Source organism: Rathayibacter sp. AC182 (assembly GCF_979253875.1).
The window spans coordinates 2,198,084-2,214,887 of the sequence record NZ_CEEDEK010000005.1 but is presented as its reverse complement, the minus strand read 5'-3'; the positions used below and the strand labels follow the sequence as shown (position 1 = coordinate 2,214,887).

The following is a 16,804-nucleotide window of genomic DNA, read 5'->3' as shown; positions in this document are numbered from 1 at the left end:
GCGCCCCCGGAGGGTGGGAGCGGTCGGGAAGGAGTCTGCTGACCGCCCCCGAACGGCAGGGGAACGCAGGGCGTGCGTAGACTTCCAGGGCCCTGAACACAGCAGCGCGCCCGCGCGCGAGCCGATCCGGAGGATCCCGTGACCACGACCGCCGCCGCCCTCGTCGAGCGCCTCACCGAGGTCGTCCCCGACTTCCCCGAGCCCGGGATCCTGTTCCGCGACCTCACCCCCGTCTTCGGCGACGGCGAGGCGCTGCGGGCGGTGGCCGACGCGCTGCTGGAGCCCTACCGCGGCCGGATCGACGCGATCGCCGGAGTGGAGGCACGCGGCTTCCTGCTCGCGGCGGCCGCCGCCTACTCGGCGGGGCTCGGCGTCGTCACCATCCGCAAGCCCGGCAAGCTCCCCCGCGCCGTCCTGCGGGAGGACGCGACGCTCGAGTACGGCACGACGACCCTCGAGGTGCACGAAGACGCGGTGCCGAAGGGCGCGCGGCTCCTGCTCGTCGACGACGTGCTCGCCACCGGCGGAACGCTCCACGCGAGCCGCCGGCTGATCGAGCGGGCCGGCTGGAGCCTCGAGGGCATCGCCGTCGTCATGGAGCTCGACGGTCTCGGCGGCCGCGAGCTGCTTCGCCGGCAGCCGCGTCGACGCGCTCGTCACCGTCTGAGGCGTCGGCGCCCGGGCGCGTCGCCCCGGGGCCGACGCGCGCTCAGTTGAGCGAGAGCGACATCCGCGAGAGCACGAAGGTCTCGATGACCTGCACGACCGTGTAGAGCACGAGCGAGACGCCCGTGACGAGCACGACCGCCGACCAGACGTCGTCGAAGCGCGCCTGCGCCGACCAGCCGGAGATCGAGCCGCCGATGCCGTTGCCGGTCGAGAGCCACTCGGCCAGCAGGGCGCCCGTGATGGCTCCCGGCACCGACACGCGGATCGCCGCGAACAGCGACGGCAGCGCGCCGGGGATCGCGACCTTGCGGATGGCGGTGAGGGTCGACCCTCCGTAGACCGAGACGACGTCGAGCATCTGCGGCGAGGCGTTGTTCAGTCCGAACGCGATCGTGACCAGGGCGGGGAAGAGCACCACGATGCCGCCGACCACCGCGACGGACGCGATCGTGCCCTGGCCGAACACCAGGATGATCAGCGGCGCCATCGCGATGAGCGGCACCGAGCGGAGCAGGAGCGCGAAGGGCATCAGGGCGTGCTCGACGCCCTTCGAGAGCCGGAACAGGATCGCCACGAGGATCGCGACCGCGAGACCGGCGGCGAAGCCGATGAAGGAGTCCCACAGGGTGACTGCGAAGAGCGCGCCCAGCTCGGCGCGGTGCTCGGCGGCGCTCTCGCCGGTGACCAGGTGGTCCCAGACGTCCCACGGGCCCTTGATCACGTAGGGCGAGACGCCGCTGAAGAGGATGACGCCGATCCAGATCGCGAGCACGATCACGATCGTCGAGAGCGCGATCAGGGCGCTCTTGCGCAGGCTCTTGAGCGTCGCGCCCAGCGCCGCCGAGCGCAGCTGACGGCGGAGCTCGTCGACCGCGAGGATCGACGTGTCGGTCGACTGCTCGGTCCTGTCGCGGGTGAGGGTCATGACGCGCCTGCTTTCCGGAGGACCAGGGCGCGACGAGGCGGCCGATCAGTCCGACGATGCCGTAGCCCAGGAGCGCGACTCCCGCGCAGAGCAGGAAGAGCGCCCAGACGCGCGGCGAGTTGAGCGAGACCTGCGCGGCGACCAGGATCGGGCCGACTCCGGTCTCGATCTTGCCGAAGTACTCCCCAGGATCGCGCCGAGGAAGGCCGCGGGGACCGCGATCTGCAGCGCCGAGAGGATGTTGGGCAGGGCCGCGATGATGCGCACCTTGCGCAGCTGCGTGAGCCTCGTGCCTCCGTAGACCGTGACCACGTCGAGCGAGGCCTTGTCGGCCGCCTTGAGCCCGAGGAGGCTGCCCACGACAGTGGTGAAGAAGACCGAGAGGCCGGCGAGGAACACCGCGGTGGCGCTCGGGAGGCCGGGAGCCTCGGCGCCGCCCATGATCAGGAGGACGAGGGTGCCGATCGCAACGATCGGGACGCAGTACGTGACGACCGCGAGCTGCGAGACGATCCCCTCCAGCCACGGCACGACGAGGACGAGGGCCGAGAGCACCAGGGCGATGAGATTGCCCCAGAAGTAGCCCACGGCCGCCTCGCCGATCGTGACGGAGAAGTTGCGCCAGTAGAAGCCGAAGCCGTCGTCGATCGCGACCTGCACGACCTGCACGGGCGTGGGTACGACGGCGTAGGTCGAGGAGCCGGTGGGTGCGCTGACGAGCGCGATGGCCCACCAGACGGCCACGATGCCGACGACCCCGAGGAGTCCGGACGCCCAGGGCGGGAGGGAGAAGGAGCGCCGCTCGAGCGCCGGAGAGGGGGAAGCCGTGGCCACGGTGCGCGTCCTAGTGCTCGTCGGCGGCCGCGCCGCCGTCGCCGAACAGCAGCTCGGAGGCCTGGTCGACGTACGCGTGGAACTCGGGGGTGCGCTGCATCTCGGGCGTGCGCGGACGGGGCAGGTCGATGTCGATGATCTCCTTGACCCGGCCTGGGCGCGGGCTCATCACGGCCACGCGGTCCGACAGGAAGATCGCCTCCGAGATGCCGTGCGTGACGAGCAGCGTGGTGGCGGGCTTCTCGGTCCAGATGCGCAGCAGCTCGAGGTTGAGCTTCTGCCGCGTCATGTCGTCGAGCGCGCCGAACGGCTCGTCGAGCAGGAGCACCTCGGGCTTGAGGATGAGGCACCGCGCGATCGAGACGCGCTGGCGCATGCCGCCCGAGAGCTGAGCGGGCTTGGCCTTCTCGAAGCCGCGCAGGCCCACCAGGTCGATGAGCTCGTCGATGTAGGACTGGTCGACCTTCTTGCCCGCGATCTCGAACGGGAGGCGGATGTTCGACATGACGCTGCGCCACGGCAGGAGCGCGTGGTCCTGGAAGGCGATGCCGAGCTTGTTGTCGCGGCGCAGCTCCTTCGGGGTGCGGCCGTCGACCCGGATGGAGCCGGACGTGGGCTCCTCCAGCCCCGCGAGGATGCGGAGGATCGTCGACTTGCCGCACCCCGAGGGGCCAAGCAGCGCGAGGAAGCTGCCCTGATCGGTGTGCAGATCCGTGTCCTGCAGCGCCGTGACGCTGCGGGAGCCCATCCGGAACGTCTTCGACAGGCCGTGGATCTGGATGCCGGTGCCGCCGGCGTCCTGCTCGCGCAGGAGGCCGGCGTCGGTCGTGTCGGTCACGGGTGGTGCCCTTCGTGGAGGTGGATCGGCGCCGGGATCAGGCGGCGTAGTCGACGAGCTCGGGGTTCTCCTCGTAGACCTCGGCGAGGAGGCTCATGTCGAAGAGGTCGTCGGCGGCGATGTCGATGCCGGCGCCGGCGAGCGAGGCGATGGTCTCGCTCTGCAGCTCGTCCGAGATCGTGAAGAGGCCGTTCGACGCGGTGTCGTCCGAGACCACGAGCTGCTCGGCCTGGATCGTCGCGCCCTCCTTCGAGGAGGCCTCGTCCAGACCCAGGTCCTTGCCGTACTCCTCGACGGCGAGCATCGCGCCCGCCTCCGGGTCCTGCACGGCGTCGGTCCAGCCCTTGATCTCGGCGACCAGGAACGCCTTCAGCGCGTCGCGCTTCTCGGCGATGGCCTGCTCGGTGACCGTGAAGGTCTCGGCGACGAACGGCAGTCCGTTGTCGGCGAAGGGCAGGTTGACGACCTCGTAGCCCTCGTTCGCGACGGTGATCGACTCGTTGGTCAGGTAGGCGATGAAGCCGTCGACGGTGCCGTTGATGAGGACGGAGGGGTCGTACTCGACCGGCACGACGGTGAGGTCGGACTCGGAGAGGCCGTTCGCGGCGAGGAGCGCCTGGAACAGCGAGGTGTTCGACGCCTGGACGCCGATCTTCTTGCCGGCCATGTCGGCCGGGGTGGCGATGTTGCCCGCGGTCGCGATCGAGAGGACCGTGAAGGGGTTCTTCTGGTAGGTCGCGCCGATGATCTTCAGCGGAGCCTCCTGCTGGGCGATCACGGTGCCGACCGAGACGGCGTCGCTGAGCGCGACGTCGGCGGAACCCGAGAGCAGTTCCGCGGTGCCGGTCGACGGGCCCGCGGTGAGGGTGACGCCCGAGAGGCCGGCCTCGGTGTAGTACCCCTTCGAGTCGGCGAAGAACTCGCCCGAGAACTCCTCGTTCTTGATCCACGAGAGCTGGACCTTCAGGGTGCCGAGGTCGCCGCCCTCGCCGCCGCCGCCGGTCGAGCCGGAGGCGTCGGAGGAGCAGGAGGCGAGGACGGAGGCGCCCCCGAGGGCGAGGCCGGCCACGCCCGCCATGCGGAGGAGGCTGCGGCGGTCGAAGGCCGGGGTGCGGAAGGGCGACAGGGTCAAGGGGGACTCCTCGGGTCGAGATCGTCGGGGCTGCTGGGAGCGGCCGCGGTGATGCTGCTGCTGTGGTGCGCGGGTGGCGACGGGTGCCCGTCCAGGCGCGCCAAGTCGCGCCGATCGGGTGCCTCGACGCTATCCTCGGGAGATTTCTCGGGTGTGTCCGCAGATTTCGCGGGTATTAAGGCTCTCACGGATCCGCCAACGAATGCGCCACTCAGGCGAACCCGTCCGGCGGATCGGGTGGAGCCCCTCCCGAGTCCGCTCGATCAGCCCAGCGGCTTGAACGTCAGGGAGTCGACGTCCGCGCCGTCGCGCGGAACGAGGGCGAAGCGGGTGAAGCCCGCCGCAGCGGCCCGGTCCAGGAGCGGAGTGAGGTTCTTGCTGCGGCGCTCCAGCCGCACCCGGGAGCCGCGCGCGATCAGCTCCTGCTTGAGCGCGAGCAGCGTCTCGGGTGCCGCGTCGCGCTCGTGCACGAGCACGACCGCATCCGGGCGGTCGTCGACGGGCACGTCGATCAGCTCGACGATGCGCTCGAAGCCGATCGAGAAGCCGCACGCGGGCACGTCCTGGCCGAGGAACCGGCCGATCATGCCGTCGTACCGTCCTCCTCCGCCGACCGAGGAGCCGGAGGAGGGGTGCGCGATCTCGAAGATGGTCCCGGTGTAGTAGCCCATGCCGCGCACGAGGGTGGGGTCGAAGCGGAGCGAGACGCCGGCCGGCAGGGAGCGCAGCGCGCGGGCCAGGGTCTCGAGCGCGAGCACCGCCTCGGGGTCGACGCCCTCGGGCAGGATCTGGAGGATCGCGGACTCCTCCATCGGCACACCCCGCCGCTGACCGCCTCCTCGATGCGCGCGAGGTAGCCGCCGAGGACCGCCGCGGCGTCCGCTCCGTCGGCCTCGAGCTCGGCGACGACGCCCGCGGCGCCGATCTTGTCGAGCTTGTCGATCGAGATCAGGGCCGGCCCGAAGCGCTCGGGCGCGAATCCGCAGTGCTCGAGGATGCCCAGCAGGAGCCGTCGGTCGTTGATCCGGATCGTGCAGTCGCGCAGCCCCAGGGTGTCGAGCGCGCCGATGCGGTCGCGGTGATCAGCTCGACCTCGGCCAACTGGCCGGGCTCGCCGATGATGTCGATGTCGCACTGCACGAACTGGCGGTAGCGGCCCTTCTGCGGGCGCTCGGCGCGCCAGACCGGAGCGATCTGCACCGAGCGGAAGACGGTGGGGAGCTCGGCCCGGTGCGTGGCGTAGAAACGGGCGAGCGGGACGGTGAGGTCGAAGCGGAGCCCCAGATCGGCGAGCGCCGACGGGTCGTCGGACTCGGCGGCCGCGGCGAGGTCGTCGTGGGAGAGGCCGCGGCGCAGCACGCTGAAGGCGAGCTTCTCGTTGTCGCCGCCGAGGCCCGAGTGCAGTCGCTCGAAGTCCTCGACGACGGGGGTCTCGATCTCGTCGAAGCCGTGCGACGCGTAGACGCGGCGGATGACGGCGAGCGCGTGCTCGCGCTTCGCCTTGTCGGCCGGGAGGAAGTCGCGCATGCCGCGGGGCGGGGTGATCGAGGAGGCCATGGGCTCGATTGTCCCAGACCCCCGACCACGCGTCCGGCGCCGCCGAGCCGTCCGACACGGGCGTCGGCTAGGCTCGCCGCGCCCGGACGGTCGAGGGGACCCCGGGCGGCGACGGACGGGGACCGGATGCACGCGGACCAGCACGACTTCGACCAGGACGGGTTCGACCAGGACGGGTTCGCCCGCTACGACGACGTGCCCGACGCGGTGCCCCGCGGCTTCCGCTCCGGATCCGGGATCGGCGGCATCGTCGCCGAGGGCGTCTCGCGCTCCTTCGGGTCCGTGCACGCCGTGCGGGACGCGACGTTCGAGGCGCGCCCCGGCGAGGTGACAGCGCTGGTCGGCCCCAACGGAGCGGGCAAGACCACGCTCATGCTCCTGCTCGCCACGCTCCTCCGGCCCGACGCGGGCCGACTGCTCGTGGCCGGGCACGACCCGGTCGCCGAGCCGGCCGCCGTGCGGGCGTCGCTCGGCTGGATGCCCGACGTGCTCGGCTCCTGGGCGGCACTGACCTCGCGGGCGACGCTGCGCACCACCGGCATGCTCTACGGACTGCCCCGCGCCGACGCCGAGGCGCGCGCCGACGAGCTGCTCGGCCTGGTCGACCTCGTCGAGCTCGCCGACCGGCCCACCCGCGTGCTCTCGCGCGGGCAGAAGCAGCGCCTGAGCCTCGCGCGGGCGCTCGTGCACGACCCCGCCGTCCTCGTGCTCGACGAGCCCGCCTCGGGCCTGGATCCCGGGGCGCGGATCGCCCTGCGCGACCTCGTCCTGCGGCTCGCGGGCGAGGGACGGACGGTGCTCGTCTCCAGCCATGTGCTCGCCGAGCTCGACGAGATGGCCGACGCGGCCGTGTTTCTCGACGCCGGCACCACGGCGTCGCAGGAGGCGGTCTCGCACGCGGCCGGATCGCTCCGCACCTGGCGCATCGAGGCGGTGTCGATCGGCGGGCGCGAGCTGGCCGGCCTCGTCGCGCGGGTGACCGGCGCCGTCGCCCAGGAGGATCGCGACGCGGTGCTCGTGCCCGTCGCCGATGACGCGGCCGCCGCGGCACTCCTCGCGGCACTGGTCGGCGCGGGGGTCGCGGTCAGCCGCTTCGCCCCGGCCGTCGGACAGCTCGAGCACACCTTCGCCGACCTTCGGCGAACGGGCACGGCGACGACGGAGGAATCCGCACGATGACCACGACGACCCTTCCCGAGCCCGTCCGCGCCCTTCCGTTCCTCCGGGGTGTGGGACTCGTCGTCCGGCTCGAGCTCGCTCAGCGCGTCCGCGGCGTCTCGTCCTTCGTGCTGCTCGGACTGTTCTTCCTGCTCGTGGGAGCCGTCACAGGGCTCCTCGTCGTCGCGAGCGGCGTCCTGTCGGGCAGCGGCGCCCAGGTCGGCGGCTGGATCTACTCCGTCCTCGTCTACTTCGTGCTGCTGCTGGGCAGCCTGGTCACGCCCGCGCTGTCCGGCGCCGCGATCAACGGAGAACGCGACGCGGGAGCGCTTGCGACGATGCAGGTGACGCTCCTGACCACTCCGCAGCTCGTGCTCGGCAAGCTCGCCTCCGCCTGGCTGGTCGCCCTCGCGTTCCTGGTCAGCACGCTGCCGTTCCTGCTCGTGGCGGTGCTGGTGGGGGGCGTCTCGGCGGTCTCGGCGCTCGTCTCGGTGCTCGTGCTCGCCGTGCAGCTCGGAGTGGTCGCGGCGATCGGAGTGGGGGCTCAGCGGGATCCTCGATCGGCCGCTCATGTCGGTGGTCACCACCTACCTCGTGGTCGCGGCGCTGAGCGTCGGATCGCTGATCGCGTTCGGCCTCCTCACGACGGTGACGACGTCCGAGACGCGGACCGTCTTCGTCGACGGCGAGGGGAACCCCGATCCCGCGTGCGGCTCGGGGTACGACAGCGTCGCTCCGCGCTACGACTACTACTGGGGGCTGCTGGCGCTCAACCCGTTCGTCGTCCTCGCCGACGCGGTGCCTCCGCGACTCGATGACTACGGGCAGCCCTCGGACCTGTTCGGGAGCATCGCGCTCGGGGTCCGCCAGGCGCAGATCCCGCCGGAGCTGGAGGTCGAGATCGACTGCACCGGGACGTCGGAGCAGGAGTACCGCGGGCCCGCGGAGACGTTCGCCGAGACGGTGCCGTCGTGGTTCGTCGGCCTCGCTCTGCAACTGGTGCTCGCGGTCGGACTGGTGCTCGGAGCGATCCGGCGCACGGCGACGCCGGCCGCACGGCTGCCGAAGGGGCGCCGCGTCGCCTGACCGCGGCTAGTCGGCGGCGCGCTCGCGCTCGACGGCCCGGATCTCGTCCTGCAGGTCGCGGGTCGCGGTGCGGAGGGCGCGCTCGGCGTCCAGGCCCTGCGCCCGAGCGGAGGCGACGATCGCGAGCAGCAGGGCCCGAGGTCGTCCTCGGACTCGATCGGCAGCGGCCCCTCCCCCGCGTCGACGATGCCGAGGGTCGTCGCCTTGCCGATCACCTTGTCGGCGAGGGCCAGCGCGGGCATGCCCTGGGGTATGCCGTCGAGGACGCTCGTGCGGTGCGGCTTCTCGGTCCTCTTCAGCTCGTCCCAGACCGCGATGACGTCGTCGGCCGTCTCGGCCGTGGCGTCGCCGAAGACGTGCGGGTGGCGGCCGATCATCTTGGCGTTCATGTGCGCGGCGACGTCCTCGATGGTGAACGGCTCGGAGCCGTCGGCGGCGAGATCGGCGTGGAAGAGCACCTGGTAGAGCACGTCGCCGAGCTCCTCGATCAGATCGGCGCGGTCGCCCGCCTCGATCGCGTCGACGAGCTCGTGCGACTCCTCGATGAGGTAGCGCACGAGCGACTCGTGGGTCTGCTCGGCGTCCCACGGGCAGCCGCCCGGAGCGCGGAGGACGTGGACGGTGCGGATGAGCTCGTCGAGCCGGGGATGCGCGGTCACCCGGCCATCCTCGCATCCGCGATCGTTGCCGCCCCTCACGCGCGGGCGAGGCGGTGCCGTGCCACGAGCAGGCATGCGGCGACCACGAGCGGGACCGCGGCGACGAGACCGGGCGCGGCTGCGACTCCGACGGCCGCGGCGCCCGCCACGAGCACGCCGGCCAGGTTCCAGAGCAGCACCATCACTCCGCACCGTCGCCGATCGGCAGAGGGACCGGGTTCAGGAGCGACGGGGGCAGTGGCCCGCGCGTGGCGTCCATCGCTCGGGCGGCGACTGCGACCACTGCCGCGGCGATCGCCGGGGCGGCGGGTCCGGTGACGAGGACCGCGCCGCCGAGGACGAGCGCCGTGGCGAGGACCAGCGGCAGGATCCCGTGCAGCAGGAGCAGATCGAACGGAGCGGGTGCGAGCAGCGCGGGCTGTCCGGCCGTCGCGGCGGCGTGCCGGAAGCCGTCGCTCCACACCCTGCTCCGCTGTAGGCGAGGAGCCCGGCGATCACCGCGGGGACCGCCAGGAGCGACGGGGGCACGACGGTCGCGACGGCCAGCGCGACGCCGGCGCCCGCGAGGGCGGCGGCTCCCGCTGCGGAGCGCCCCGGAGTGCGGAGGGATCCGACGGCGTCCCGGATCGGCACCGCGAGGGCGAACGGAGCGAGGCGCACCGCGGTGACGCGGCGGAGGCGAGCGGGCCTCGGCCGGTAGCCCTCGAGCGCGTCGGCGAGCTCCCCGATCGCTCCCCTGCCCAGGGCCGCACGCCACTGGCGCGACTGGGCCACCACGACGGGGCCGCGGACGGTGTCGAGCAGGGGAGGAACGGCGGCCAGGGCGAGAGCGGCCAGGGCGAGCAGCGCGGCGAGGGTCCGCAGCTGCAGCGGCCCGGTCTCGGTGACCGCGCCGGCGGCCAGTGCGCCCGCGGCCGCCGCCACGACGACGAGGACGGCGGCGAGCACGGCGGAGGACCGCGGCGGCAGGCACTGCCCGGCGAGCCAGGCGACAGAGGCGAGGACGCCGAGCGCGGCTCCGGCCGTCGCGGCGATCGGCCAGGGAGAGTCGGAGGCGATCGCTCCGAGGAGCGCGGCGGCGACGCCCGCCAGGACGACGACGGCACCCGAGACGGCCACGGGCCGGCGGAGGACGAGGCGTCGGGGCAGATCGGTCGCGAGCAGCACGGCCGTGGTGTGCGGCTCCCCACCGCGGGGCCGCGGACCCGGCCCAGGAGGACCGCGGCGGGCAGGAGGCGCCGCCGCGACTCCGACGACCAGGGACGGATCCAGGGAGGCGAGGGCCGGTCCGGGGTCGCCGAGCAGCAGCACGAGGGCCCGCAGCACCGGCAGCACCACGACGAGGAGGGTCAGAGCTGCGAGGTAGCCGGCGTAGGCGCCGCCGCCGTGATCCGCTGCTGAGCGGGAGCGGTGCAGCGCGCGGACGGCGCGGATCCGGGACGCGCTCATCGGGCGCCCAGCTCGATCACCCGCGTCGCCAGCCCCTCGGTCATGACCGAGCTGTGCGTCGCGAGGAGCACAGCACGCCCGCGCGCGGCCTCGCGGAGCACCTCCACGGCGAGCGGCACGCGGTCGACGTCGAGCCGCTGCTCCGGCTCGTCGAGCAGCAGCACCTCGCTCGGGCGCGCGAGGACGAGGGCGAGCGAGAAGAGCTGGGTCTGACCCGAGGAGAGCTCGTGGGGGAAGCGGAGGGCGAGCGGAGAGAGTCCGAGGGCGTCGAGGCCCCGGGACGCTTCGGCGCGGGCGTCGTCCAGCGATGCGCCCCACGAAAGAGCGACCATCGCCAGGTGCTCCTCGAGGGTGAGGTCCCGCTCGACAGGCGGTGTGCCGAGGAGGGCTGCGACGCGGCGGCGGTGCTCACGGGAGCGCTCGTCCACCGGAGCGCCCGCGACCTCGACGGTGCCGGCGGTAGGAGGGGTGAGCCCGGCGATCACGCGGAGCAGGGTGGTCTTGCCGCTGCCGTTGGGACCGGTGACCGCGACGACCGCCCCCGCCTCGACCTCCAGCGAGAGCGGCGCCAGCAGCTCGGCCTCGGCCGTCCGCACGGCGACGTCGCGGAGCCGGACGAGCGGAACGCCGGCTGCCGAGGGGCGGAGCGGCGACGACGGGCGAGCAGCGGCATGCCTTCATCCTGTCGGCGCCCCGCGGCCTCCGCATCCGCCGGTCAGCGGAGTCCACATCCGTCGGTCATCGGGCCGTAACACGACGCGGCTATCGTCGCCGCGGGGCGCACCCGGCGACCCGGAACAGGATCACCGTGCCCGACACCACTCCCCTCGACCGAGGCGCCCCGCCGAGCGCCGAGCTGCACATCCACATCGAGGGCACGATCGAGCCCGAGCACATCGTCGAGATGGCGCGCCGCAACGGAGTCGCCCTGCCGACCGAGGACATCGACGCCCTGCGCGCCCGGTACGCGTTCACCGACCTCGGCTCGTTCCTCGACCTGCACTACTCGAATCTCACGGTGCTGAAGACCGAGCGCGACTTCTTCGAGCTCGCCACCGGCTACCTCGACCGCGCGAAGCTCGCCAACGTGCGCCGCGCCGAGATCTTCTTCGACCCGCAGACGCACCTCGGCAACGGGGTCGCGCTCGAGACCGTCATGGCCGGTCTCACGCGGGCTCTCGGGCCCAGCGTCGAGACGCACGGCATCTCGACGGACCTGATCATGTGCTTCCTGCGCGACCTCGGCGCGGAGGCGGCCGACGAGATGCTGACGGCGATCCTCCCCTACCGCGAGCACATCATCGGGGTCGGGCTCGACTCGAACGAGGTCGGCTTCGGACCGGAGCTCTTCGTCGACGTCTACGCACGCGCGGCGGCCGAGGGGTTGCGGCTCGTCGCGCACGCCGGCGAGGAGGGCGGCCCGGAGACGGTGGCGGCGACACTCGAGCTGCTGAAGGTGGAGCGGATCGACCACGGCATCCGCGCGATGGAGGACCCGGCGGTCGTGGCGATGCTCCGAGTGCAGAAGGTGCCGGTGACCGTCTGCCCCCTGTCGAACGTCGCTCTGCGGGCGGTCGACACGATGAAGGACCACCCGCTGCCCGAGATGCTCCGGCAGGGCCTCGTCGCGACGGTCTCGAGCGACGACCCGCCCTACTTCGGCGGCTACGTCGATGCGAACTACCGGGCGCTCGTCGAGGAGCTCGGCATGGACGACGCGCAGCTCGAGCAGCTCGCGCTGAACTCGTTCGACGCCGCGTTCATCTCGGCCGAGGACCGCGACCGCTGGAAGGCCGAGGTCCGGGCGCACTTCGGGCACTGACGACCGCCGCGAGAGGCCACTCCGGCACGCGACATGCCATCGTGCCGGAGTGGCATCTCGCGGAGGCTCGCCGGGCTAGGAGTGGTCTGCGACGTCGGGCTCGGCACGGGCGACGTCGGCCGCCTCCTCCTCGGGGCGCGGGGCGACGGTCTCGTCGTCCTCGAGCTCGGGGATGCTGGACTCGTCGGGCGCGGGGACGCGGGGCGGGACGGAGTGCTGGTCGGGTGCGGTCACGGTGATCCTTCGTTCTGGGTCGGGTGGCGGACGGTCAGCTCGCGACCGCGACCGGCTCGGGGAAGAGCGCCTCGAGCAGGTTCGCGACCCAGTCGATGAGGGCGCGATCGTTCAGCGGCACGCCGTCGACGACGGGCATCGGGACGACGACCGCGTTCGCCTGCTGGAGGTACTTGGCGCTCGGGTACATGCGACGCAGCCGGACCTGGATCGAGTCGGCGAGGTGCGCCGGCGCGACGCGGACGTTCGAGCCCATGGCGACGACGTCGCTGAGCCCGGCCTTCTGAGCGCGCATCCGCAGCCGCGAGACCAGGATGAGGTTCTCGACCGCCTCGGGCAGTTCGCCGTAGCGGTCGGTGAGCTCCTCGACGACCAGCTCGACGCTGCCCTGCTTCGCGGTGGGCGAGGACGCGGCCGACAGCTTCTGGTACGCCTCCAGGCGCAGCCGCTCGCTGTCGACGTACTCCTCCGGGATGCGGGCGTCGACGGGCAGCTCGAGCCGCAGCTCGGTCTGGCCCTCGGCGACGTCTCCGCGGAACGTGTCGACGGCCTCGCCGATCATCCGCAGGTAGAGGTCGAAGCCGACGCCCTGGATGTGACCGGACTGCTCGCCGCCGAGCAGGTTGCCGGCCCCGCGGATCTCGAGGTCCTTCAGCGCGATCTGCATGCCGCCGCCGAGGTCGGTGTTGGCCGCGAGCGTCTGCAGCCGGTCGTGCGCCGTCTCGCTGAGCGGCGTGGTCTCGTCGTAGAGCAGGTAGGCGTAGGCGCGCTCGCGTCCGCGGCCCACGCGTCCGCGCAGCTGGTGGAGCTGCGAGAGCCCGTACTTGTCGGCGCGGTCGACGATGAGGGTGTTGGCATTGGGGATGTCGAGGCCGGTCTCGACGATGGTCGTCGAGACGAGGACGTCGAACTTGCGCTCCCAGAAGTCGACGATGATGCGCTCGAGCTGCGCCTCGCTCAGCTTGCCGTGGGCGACGGCGATCCGCGCCTCCGGCACCAGCTCGGCGAGCTGCGAGGCGACGCGGTTGATCGTGGAGACGCGGTTGTGCACGAAGAACACCTGGCCCTCGCGCAGCAGCTCGCGACGGATCGCGGCGCCGACCTGCTTCTCGGAGTACGGCCCGACGAAGGTGAGGATGGGGTGCCGCTCCTCGGGCGGGGTCGCCAGGGTCGACATCTCGCGGATGCCGGTGACCGCCATCTCGAGCGTGCGCGGGATGGGGGTCGCGCTCATCGAGAGGATGTCGACGTTCTTCTTCAGCGCCTTCAGCTTCTCCTTGTGCTCGACGCCGAAGCGCTGCTCCTCGTCGATCACGAGGAGGCCGAGGTCCTTGAAGGCGATGTTGTCCGAGAGGAGCCGGTGGGTCGCGATGACCATGTCGACCGTGCCGTCGGCGAGGCCGTCGATCGTCTCCTTCGACTCCTTCGCGCTCTGGAAGCGGCTCAGGGCGCGCAGGTGCACGGGGAACCCGGCGAAGCGCTCCTGGAAGGTCTCGAGGTGCTGGCGCACGAGCAGCGTCGTCGGGACGAGCATCGCGACCTGCTTGCCGTCCTGGATCGCCTTGAACGCGGCGCGCACGGCGACCTCGGTCTTGCCGAAGCCGACGTCGCCCGAGAGCAGGCGGTCCATCGGGATCGGCCGCTCCATGTCGGCCTTCACCTCGTCGATGACGGTCAGCTGATCGGGCGTCTCGGCGAAGGGGAACGCCTCCTCGAGCTCGCGCTGCCAGGGGGTGTCCGGCGGGAAGGCGTGCCCGGGCGACGCCATGCGGGCGGAGTAGAGCTTCACGAGCTCCACCGCGATGTCGCGGACCGCTCGGCGCGCCTTGCTCTTGGCCTGCGCCCAGTCGCTGCCGCCCATCTTGCTCAGCGCAGGCGCCTCTCCTCCGACGTAGCGCGAGAGGAGGTCGAGCTGGTCGGTGGGCACCAGGAGCTTGTCGCCCGGGAAGCCGCGCTTGCTGGGCGCGTACTCGAGCACGAGGTACTCGCGCTTGGTCTTCACCGCGTTGCGCCCGCCGCTGGAGACCTCGCGCTGCGAGAGCTCGACGAACCGGCCGATGCCGTGCGTGGCGTGCACGACGTGATCGCCCGGAGTGAGCTGCAGCGGATCGACGACGTTCTTGCGGCGCGACGCGAGCTTCTTCACGGCGCGGGAGTCGTAGCCGACGGTGCGCCCGTAGAACTCGGTGTCCGTGAGCAGCGCGAGCTTCGCCTCCGGCACCTCGAAGCCGTGGTCGACGGACGCCTGCAGCACGTAGGCGAGGCCGGGCTCGACGCTCTCGGGCAGGTCGGGCACGATCCGCGCGGCGAGCTCGTGCTCGGCGAGGACCTGATCGGTGCGCTCGACGGTGCCGGTGCCGGGCGCGGTGAGGACGACGGTCCAGCCGTCGGCGAGGCGCGAGCGGACGTGCGCGAGCGCGCCCTCGACGTTCGCCCCGAAGCCGGGGACGGGCTCGCCCTCGACGCGCACGGCGAGGATCTCGTCGATCCCGAGGTCCTCGGGGAGCACCTCCGCCTCGCCCGCGGCCGGGCCCTGGCGGAAGGTGCTCATGGTCCACCACGGGTGGTCGGGAGCGGCGGCACCGGGGGCGCTGAACTTCACGGAGTCGCGCAACGCGCCGAGGGAGATGAACTCGCCCGACGCGAGGTCGATCGGCGCCTCCGCCCCGGCCGTGGCGGCGCTCCACGCGGCCTGCAGGAACTCGCGGTTGGTCTCGGCGAGGCTGATCGCGCGGGTGGCGACCCGCTCGGGGGCGAGGACGGCGACCGCCGCTCCCGCGGGGAGGTAGTGCGAGATCGGCACGAGGCGCTCGAGCAGCGCCGGCGCCAGCGACTCCATGCCCTCGACCGGGATGCCCTCGGCGATCTTCGCGAGCATCCCCGACAGGCTCGGGAACTCGTGCAGCATCTCGCGGGCACGCTGGCGGACGGCCGGGACCAGCAGCAGCTCGCGGCTGGGCGGCATGACGACCGAGTCGGACTCTCCGGGGAGCGAGCGCTGGTCGGCGACCGAGAACGCGCGGATCGAGTCCACTTCGTCGCCGAAGAAGTCGACGCGGCTGGGGTGCTCGGCGACGGCGGGGAAGACGTCGAGGATGCCGCCGCGGACCGCGAACTCGCCGCGGCGGGTGACCATGTCCACGCGCGCGTAGGCGAGGTCGACCAGCTCGGCGGCGATGCGGCCGAGGTCGTAGCCGCGCCCGCCCTTCTCGAGGCGGATCGGCGCGATGTCGGCGAGGTTGTCGGCGACGGGCTGAAGGGCGGCGCGCACGGACGCGACGACGACCAGCGGCTTCTCGGCGCTCCACGTCTTCATGCGGCGCAGGGCGTCGAGGCGGCGCCCCACGATCTCGGCGCTCGGGCTCAGCCGCTCGTGCGGCAGCGTCTCCCATGCGGGGAACTCGACGACGTCGGCGCCGGGCAGCATGCAGCTGAGCGAGGCGCGGACGTTCTCGGAGTCGCGGCCGGTGGCGGTGACGACGAGGGCGGCCTGAGGGCGGCCCGCCTCGGCACGACGCTCGAGCAGGCCCGCGAGCAGGGGCACGCGGAGTCCGTCGGTCAGGGAGAAGTCGGCATCGCGCACCGCGTACGCCAGTGCGTCGTCGAACGTGGAGGCGCGCGAAAGCGCCGAGATGATCTCGTTGAGGGGCACTGTCCGAGTTTACTGCGGACCCCCGACACGGAGCCGTGCTCGGCGGCGGCCGGTCCGTCCGTGAGGGAACCCCGGACGGTCGAGGAGCCCGTTGCTCCGGGTTCCCCCGACGGTCCGGGGTTCCCTCGGTGAGGCAGGCTCAGGCGCTCGTGTGGAACTTGAGCTGGGCGGCGGCGAGGCCGGAGTCGGCGATCAGCTCGACGGCGTCGGCCGCGTCCTGGATCAGGATCGGCAGCGTCTCGCGCTCGGGGCCGGCGAAGTCCTTCAGGACGAAGTCGGCCGCGGGCTGGCGTCCGGGCGGGCGTCCGATGCCGACCCGCACCCGGAGGAACTCGGCGCCGTCGGTCGCGGCGAGGATGTCGCGGATCCCGTTGTGGCCCCCGTGACCGCCGCCCTGCTTCAAGCGCAGGGTGTCGAAGGGGATGTCGAGCTCGTCGTGCACCACGATCAGGCGCCCGGGAGCCAGCGAGTAGAAGTCGAGCAGCTGCGAGGTGGGGCCGCCCGAGAGGTTCATGAAGCTGTTCGGCTTGCCGAGGACGAGCTTCGGCCCGCCGGGGCGGAGGAACCCCTCGGCCACCGTCGCGTTCGCCCGCGTGTGCCGGCGGAAGGAGCCGCTGATCCGGGAGGCGAGCTCGTCGAGCACCATCTGGCCCACGTTGTGGCGGTTCCGCGCGTACTGCGCGCCCGGGTTGCCGAGCCCGACGACGAGCCAGGTGTCGCCCATGGTGGTCCTCTTCTCGTGCCGATGCGGGGAAGCCCGGGTGTGCCCCGGATGCGGAACGGGCCCGC

Annotated in this window: 15 protein-coding genes and 1 pseudogene; 4 read left to right on the top strand and 12 right to left on the bottom strand. The window is 72.5% G+C overall.

Features of this window, described 5'->3' with window-relative positions; all coding sequences use genetic code 11:
• Nucleotides 1–138: 138 nt before the first annotated feature.
• Entirely contained in the window at nucleotides 139–717 is a 579-nt protein-coding gene (locus tag AC0CII_RS23675; protein WP_465230771.1) for an adenine phosphoribosyltransferase, read from the top strand.
• Here the strand turns inward: AC0CII_RS23675 and AC0CII_RS23670 are convergent.
• The 5 genes and pseudogenes from AC0CII_RS23670 to hisS form a co-directional block, all read right to left on the bottom strand.
• Nucleotides 710–1,594, bottom strand: a complete 885-nt coding sequence (locus AC0CII_RS23670; protein WP_465226259.1) for an ABC transporter permease — start codon at nucleotides 1,592–1,594, stop codon at nucleotides 710–712. The genes AC0CII_RS23675 and AC0CII_RS23670 overlap by 8 nt on opposite strands.
• Nucleotides 1,595–1,639: 45 nt before the next feature.
• Nucleotides 1,640–2,428 (bottom strand): ABC transporter permease, encoded by a 789-nt coding sequence (locus AC0CII_RS23665; RefSeq protein ID WP_465230770.1) that lies wholly within the window; start codon nucleotides 2,426–2,428, stop codon nucleotides 1,640–1,642.
• 10 nt (nucleotides 2,429–2,438) lie between these two features.
• A complete protein-coding gene (locus AC0CII_RS23660) occupies nucleotides 2,439–3,176 on the bottom strand; it encodes an ABC transporter ATP-binding protein (RefSeq protein WP_465228062.1) in 738 nt (245 codons plus the stop codon).
• A gap of 127 nt (nucleotides 3,177–3,303) precedes the next feature.
• Nucleotides 3,304–4,398, bottom strand: a complete 1,095-nt coding sequence (locus AC0CII_RS23655) for an ABC transporter substrate-binding protein (RefSeq protein WP_465226260.1) — start codon at nucleotides 4,396–4,398, stop codon at nucleotides 3,304–3,306.
• 263 nt (nucleotides 4,399–4,661) lie between these two features.
• Nucleotides 4,662–5,955: pseudogene (gene hisS / locus AC0CII_RS23650) on the bottom strand (histidine--tRNA ligase).
• Between the two features lie 126 nt (nucleotides 5,956–6,081).
• On the opposite strand from hisS, the gene AC0CII_RS23645 reads away from it, so the two are divergent.
• Complete coding sequence (locus tag AC0CII_RS23645) at nucleotides 6,082–7,134, top strand: ABC transporter ATP-binding protein (RefSeq protein WP_465226262.1); 1,053 nt, start codon at nucleotides 6,082–6,084, stop codon at nucleotides 7,132–7,134.
• Complete coding sequence (locus AC0CII_RS23640; RefSeq protein WP_465230769.1) at nucleotides 7,131–7,931, top strand: ABC transporter permease; 801 nt, start codon at nucleotides 7,131–7,133, stop codon at nucleotides 7,929–7,931. Before AC0CII_RS23645 ends, AC0CII_RS23640 begins: the two co-directional genes overlap by 4 nt.
• Here the strand turns inward: AC0CII_RS23640 and AC0CII_RS23635 are convergent, their stop codons facing one another.
• The 4 genes from AC0CII_RS23635 to AC0CII_RS23620 are packed head-to-tail and all read right to left on the bottom strand — an operon-like array spanning nucleotide 7,932 to nucleotide 10,903.
• Nucleotides 7,932–8,858, bottom strand: a complete 927-nt coding sequence (locus tag AC0CII_RS23635; protein WP_465230768.1) for a MazG family protein — start codon at nucleotides 8,856–8,858, stop codon at nucleotides 7,932–7,934.
• Between the two features lie 35 nt (nucleotides 8,859–8,893).
• Nucleotides 8,894–9,043 (bottom strand): hypothetical protein, encoded by a 150-nt coding sequence (locus AC0CII_RS23630; protein ID WP_465230767.1) that lies wholly within the window; start codon nucleotides 9,041–9,043, stop codon nucleotides 8,894–8,896.
• A 34-nt stretch (nucleotides 9,044–9,077) separates the two neighbouring features.
• Nucleotides 9,078–10,307 carry a hypothetical protein gene (locus AC0CII_RS23625; RefSeq protein WP_465230766.1) on the bottom strand — a complete coding sequence of 410 codons (1,230 nt, stop codon included), beginning with the start codon at nucleotides 10,305–10,307 and terminating at the stop codon, nucleotides 9,078–9,080.
• Nucleotides 10,304–10,903: an ABC transporter ATP-binding protein gene (locus AC0CII_RS23620; protein ID WP_465230765.1), complete on the bottom strand. Its 600-nt coding sequence runs from the start codon at nucleotides 10,901–10,903 to the stop codon at nucleotides 10,304–10,306. The genes AC0CII_RS23625 and AC0CII_RS23620 overlap by 4 nt, the downstream gene beginning before the upstream one ends.
• Before the next feature lie 212 nt (nucleotides 10,904–11,115).
• Between AC0CII_RS23620 and AC0CII_RS23615 the strand changes: the two genes are divergently transcribed.
• Nucleotides 11,116–12,129: an adenosine deaminase gene (locus AC0CII_RS23615; protein WP_465226266.1), complete on the top strand. Its 1,014-nt coding sequence runs from the start codon at nucleotides 11,116–11,118 to the stop codon at nucleotides 12,127–12,129.
• 75 nt (nucleotides 12,130–12,204) lie between these two features.
• Here AC0CII_RS23615 and AC0CII_RS23610 read toward each other — a convergent pair whose 3' ends face one another.
• The 3 genes from AC0CII_RS23610 to pth all read right to left on the bottom strand — a co-directional run bounded on the left by AC0CII_RS23610 (nucleotide 12,205) and on the right by pth (nucleotide 16,739).
• Complete coding sequence (locus AC0CII_RS23610) at nucleotides 12,205–12,363, bottom strand: hypothetical protein (RefSeq protein ID WP_465226267.1); 159 nt, start codon at nucleotides 12,361–12,363, stop codon at nucleotides 12,205–12,207.
• A 34-nt stretch (nucleotides 12,364–12,397) separates the two neighbouring features.
• A complete protein-coding gene (gene mfd / locus AC0CII_RS23605; RefSeq protein WP_207403459.1) occupies nucleotides 12,398–16,015 on the bottom strand; it encodes a transcription-repair coupling factor in 3,618 nt (1,205 codons plus the stop codon).
• A 139-nt stretch (nucleotides 16,016–16,154) separates the two neighbouring features.
• Nucleotides 16,155–16,739 (bottom strand): aminoacyl-tRNA hydrolase, encoded by a 585-nt coding sequence (gene pth / locus AC0CII_RS23600; protein WP_465226268.1) that lies wholly within the window; start codon nucleotides 16,737–16,739, stop codon nucleotides 16,155–16,157.
• Between the last annotated feature and the right edge of the window lie 65 nt (nucleotides 16,740–16,804).

Excerpts from the sequence above, each read along its gene's own strand:
- AC0CII_RS23670 (WP_465226259.1), bottom strand. The coding sequence starts at position 1,594 with ATGACCCTCACCCGCGACAGGACCGAGCAGTCGACCGACACGTCGATC.
- AC0CII_RS23660 (WP_465228062.1), bottom strand. The coding sequence starts at position 3,176 with ATGGGCTCCCGCAGCGTCACGGCGCTGCAGGACACGGATCTGCACACC.
- AC0CII_RS23645 (WP_465226262.1), top strand. The coding sequence starts at position 6,082 with ATGCACGCGGACCAGCACGACTTCGACCAGGACGGGTTCGACCAGGAC.
- AC0CII_RS23640 (WP_465230769.1), top strand. The coding sequence starts at position 7,131 with ATGACCACGACGACCCTTCCCGAGCCCGTCCGCGCCCTTCCGTTCCTC.
- AC0CII_RS23625 (WP_465230766.1), bottom strand. The coding sequence starts at position 10,307 with ATGAGCGCGTCCCGGATCCGCGCCGTCCGCGCGCTGCACCGCTCCCGC.
- pth (WP_465226268.1), bottom strand. The coding sequence starts at position 16,739 with ATGGGCGACACCTGGCTCGTCGTCGGGCTCGGCAACCCGGGCGCGCAG.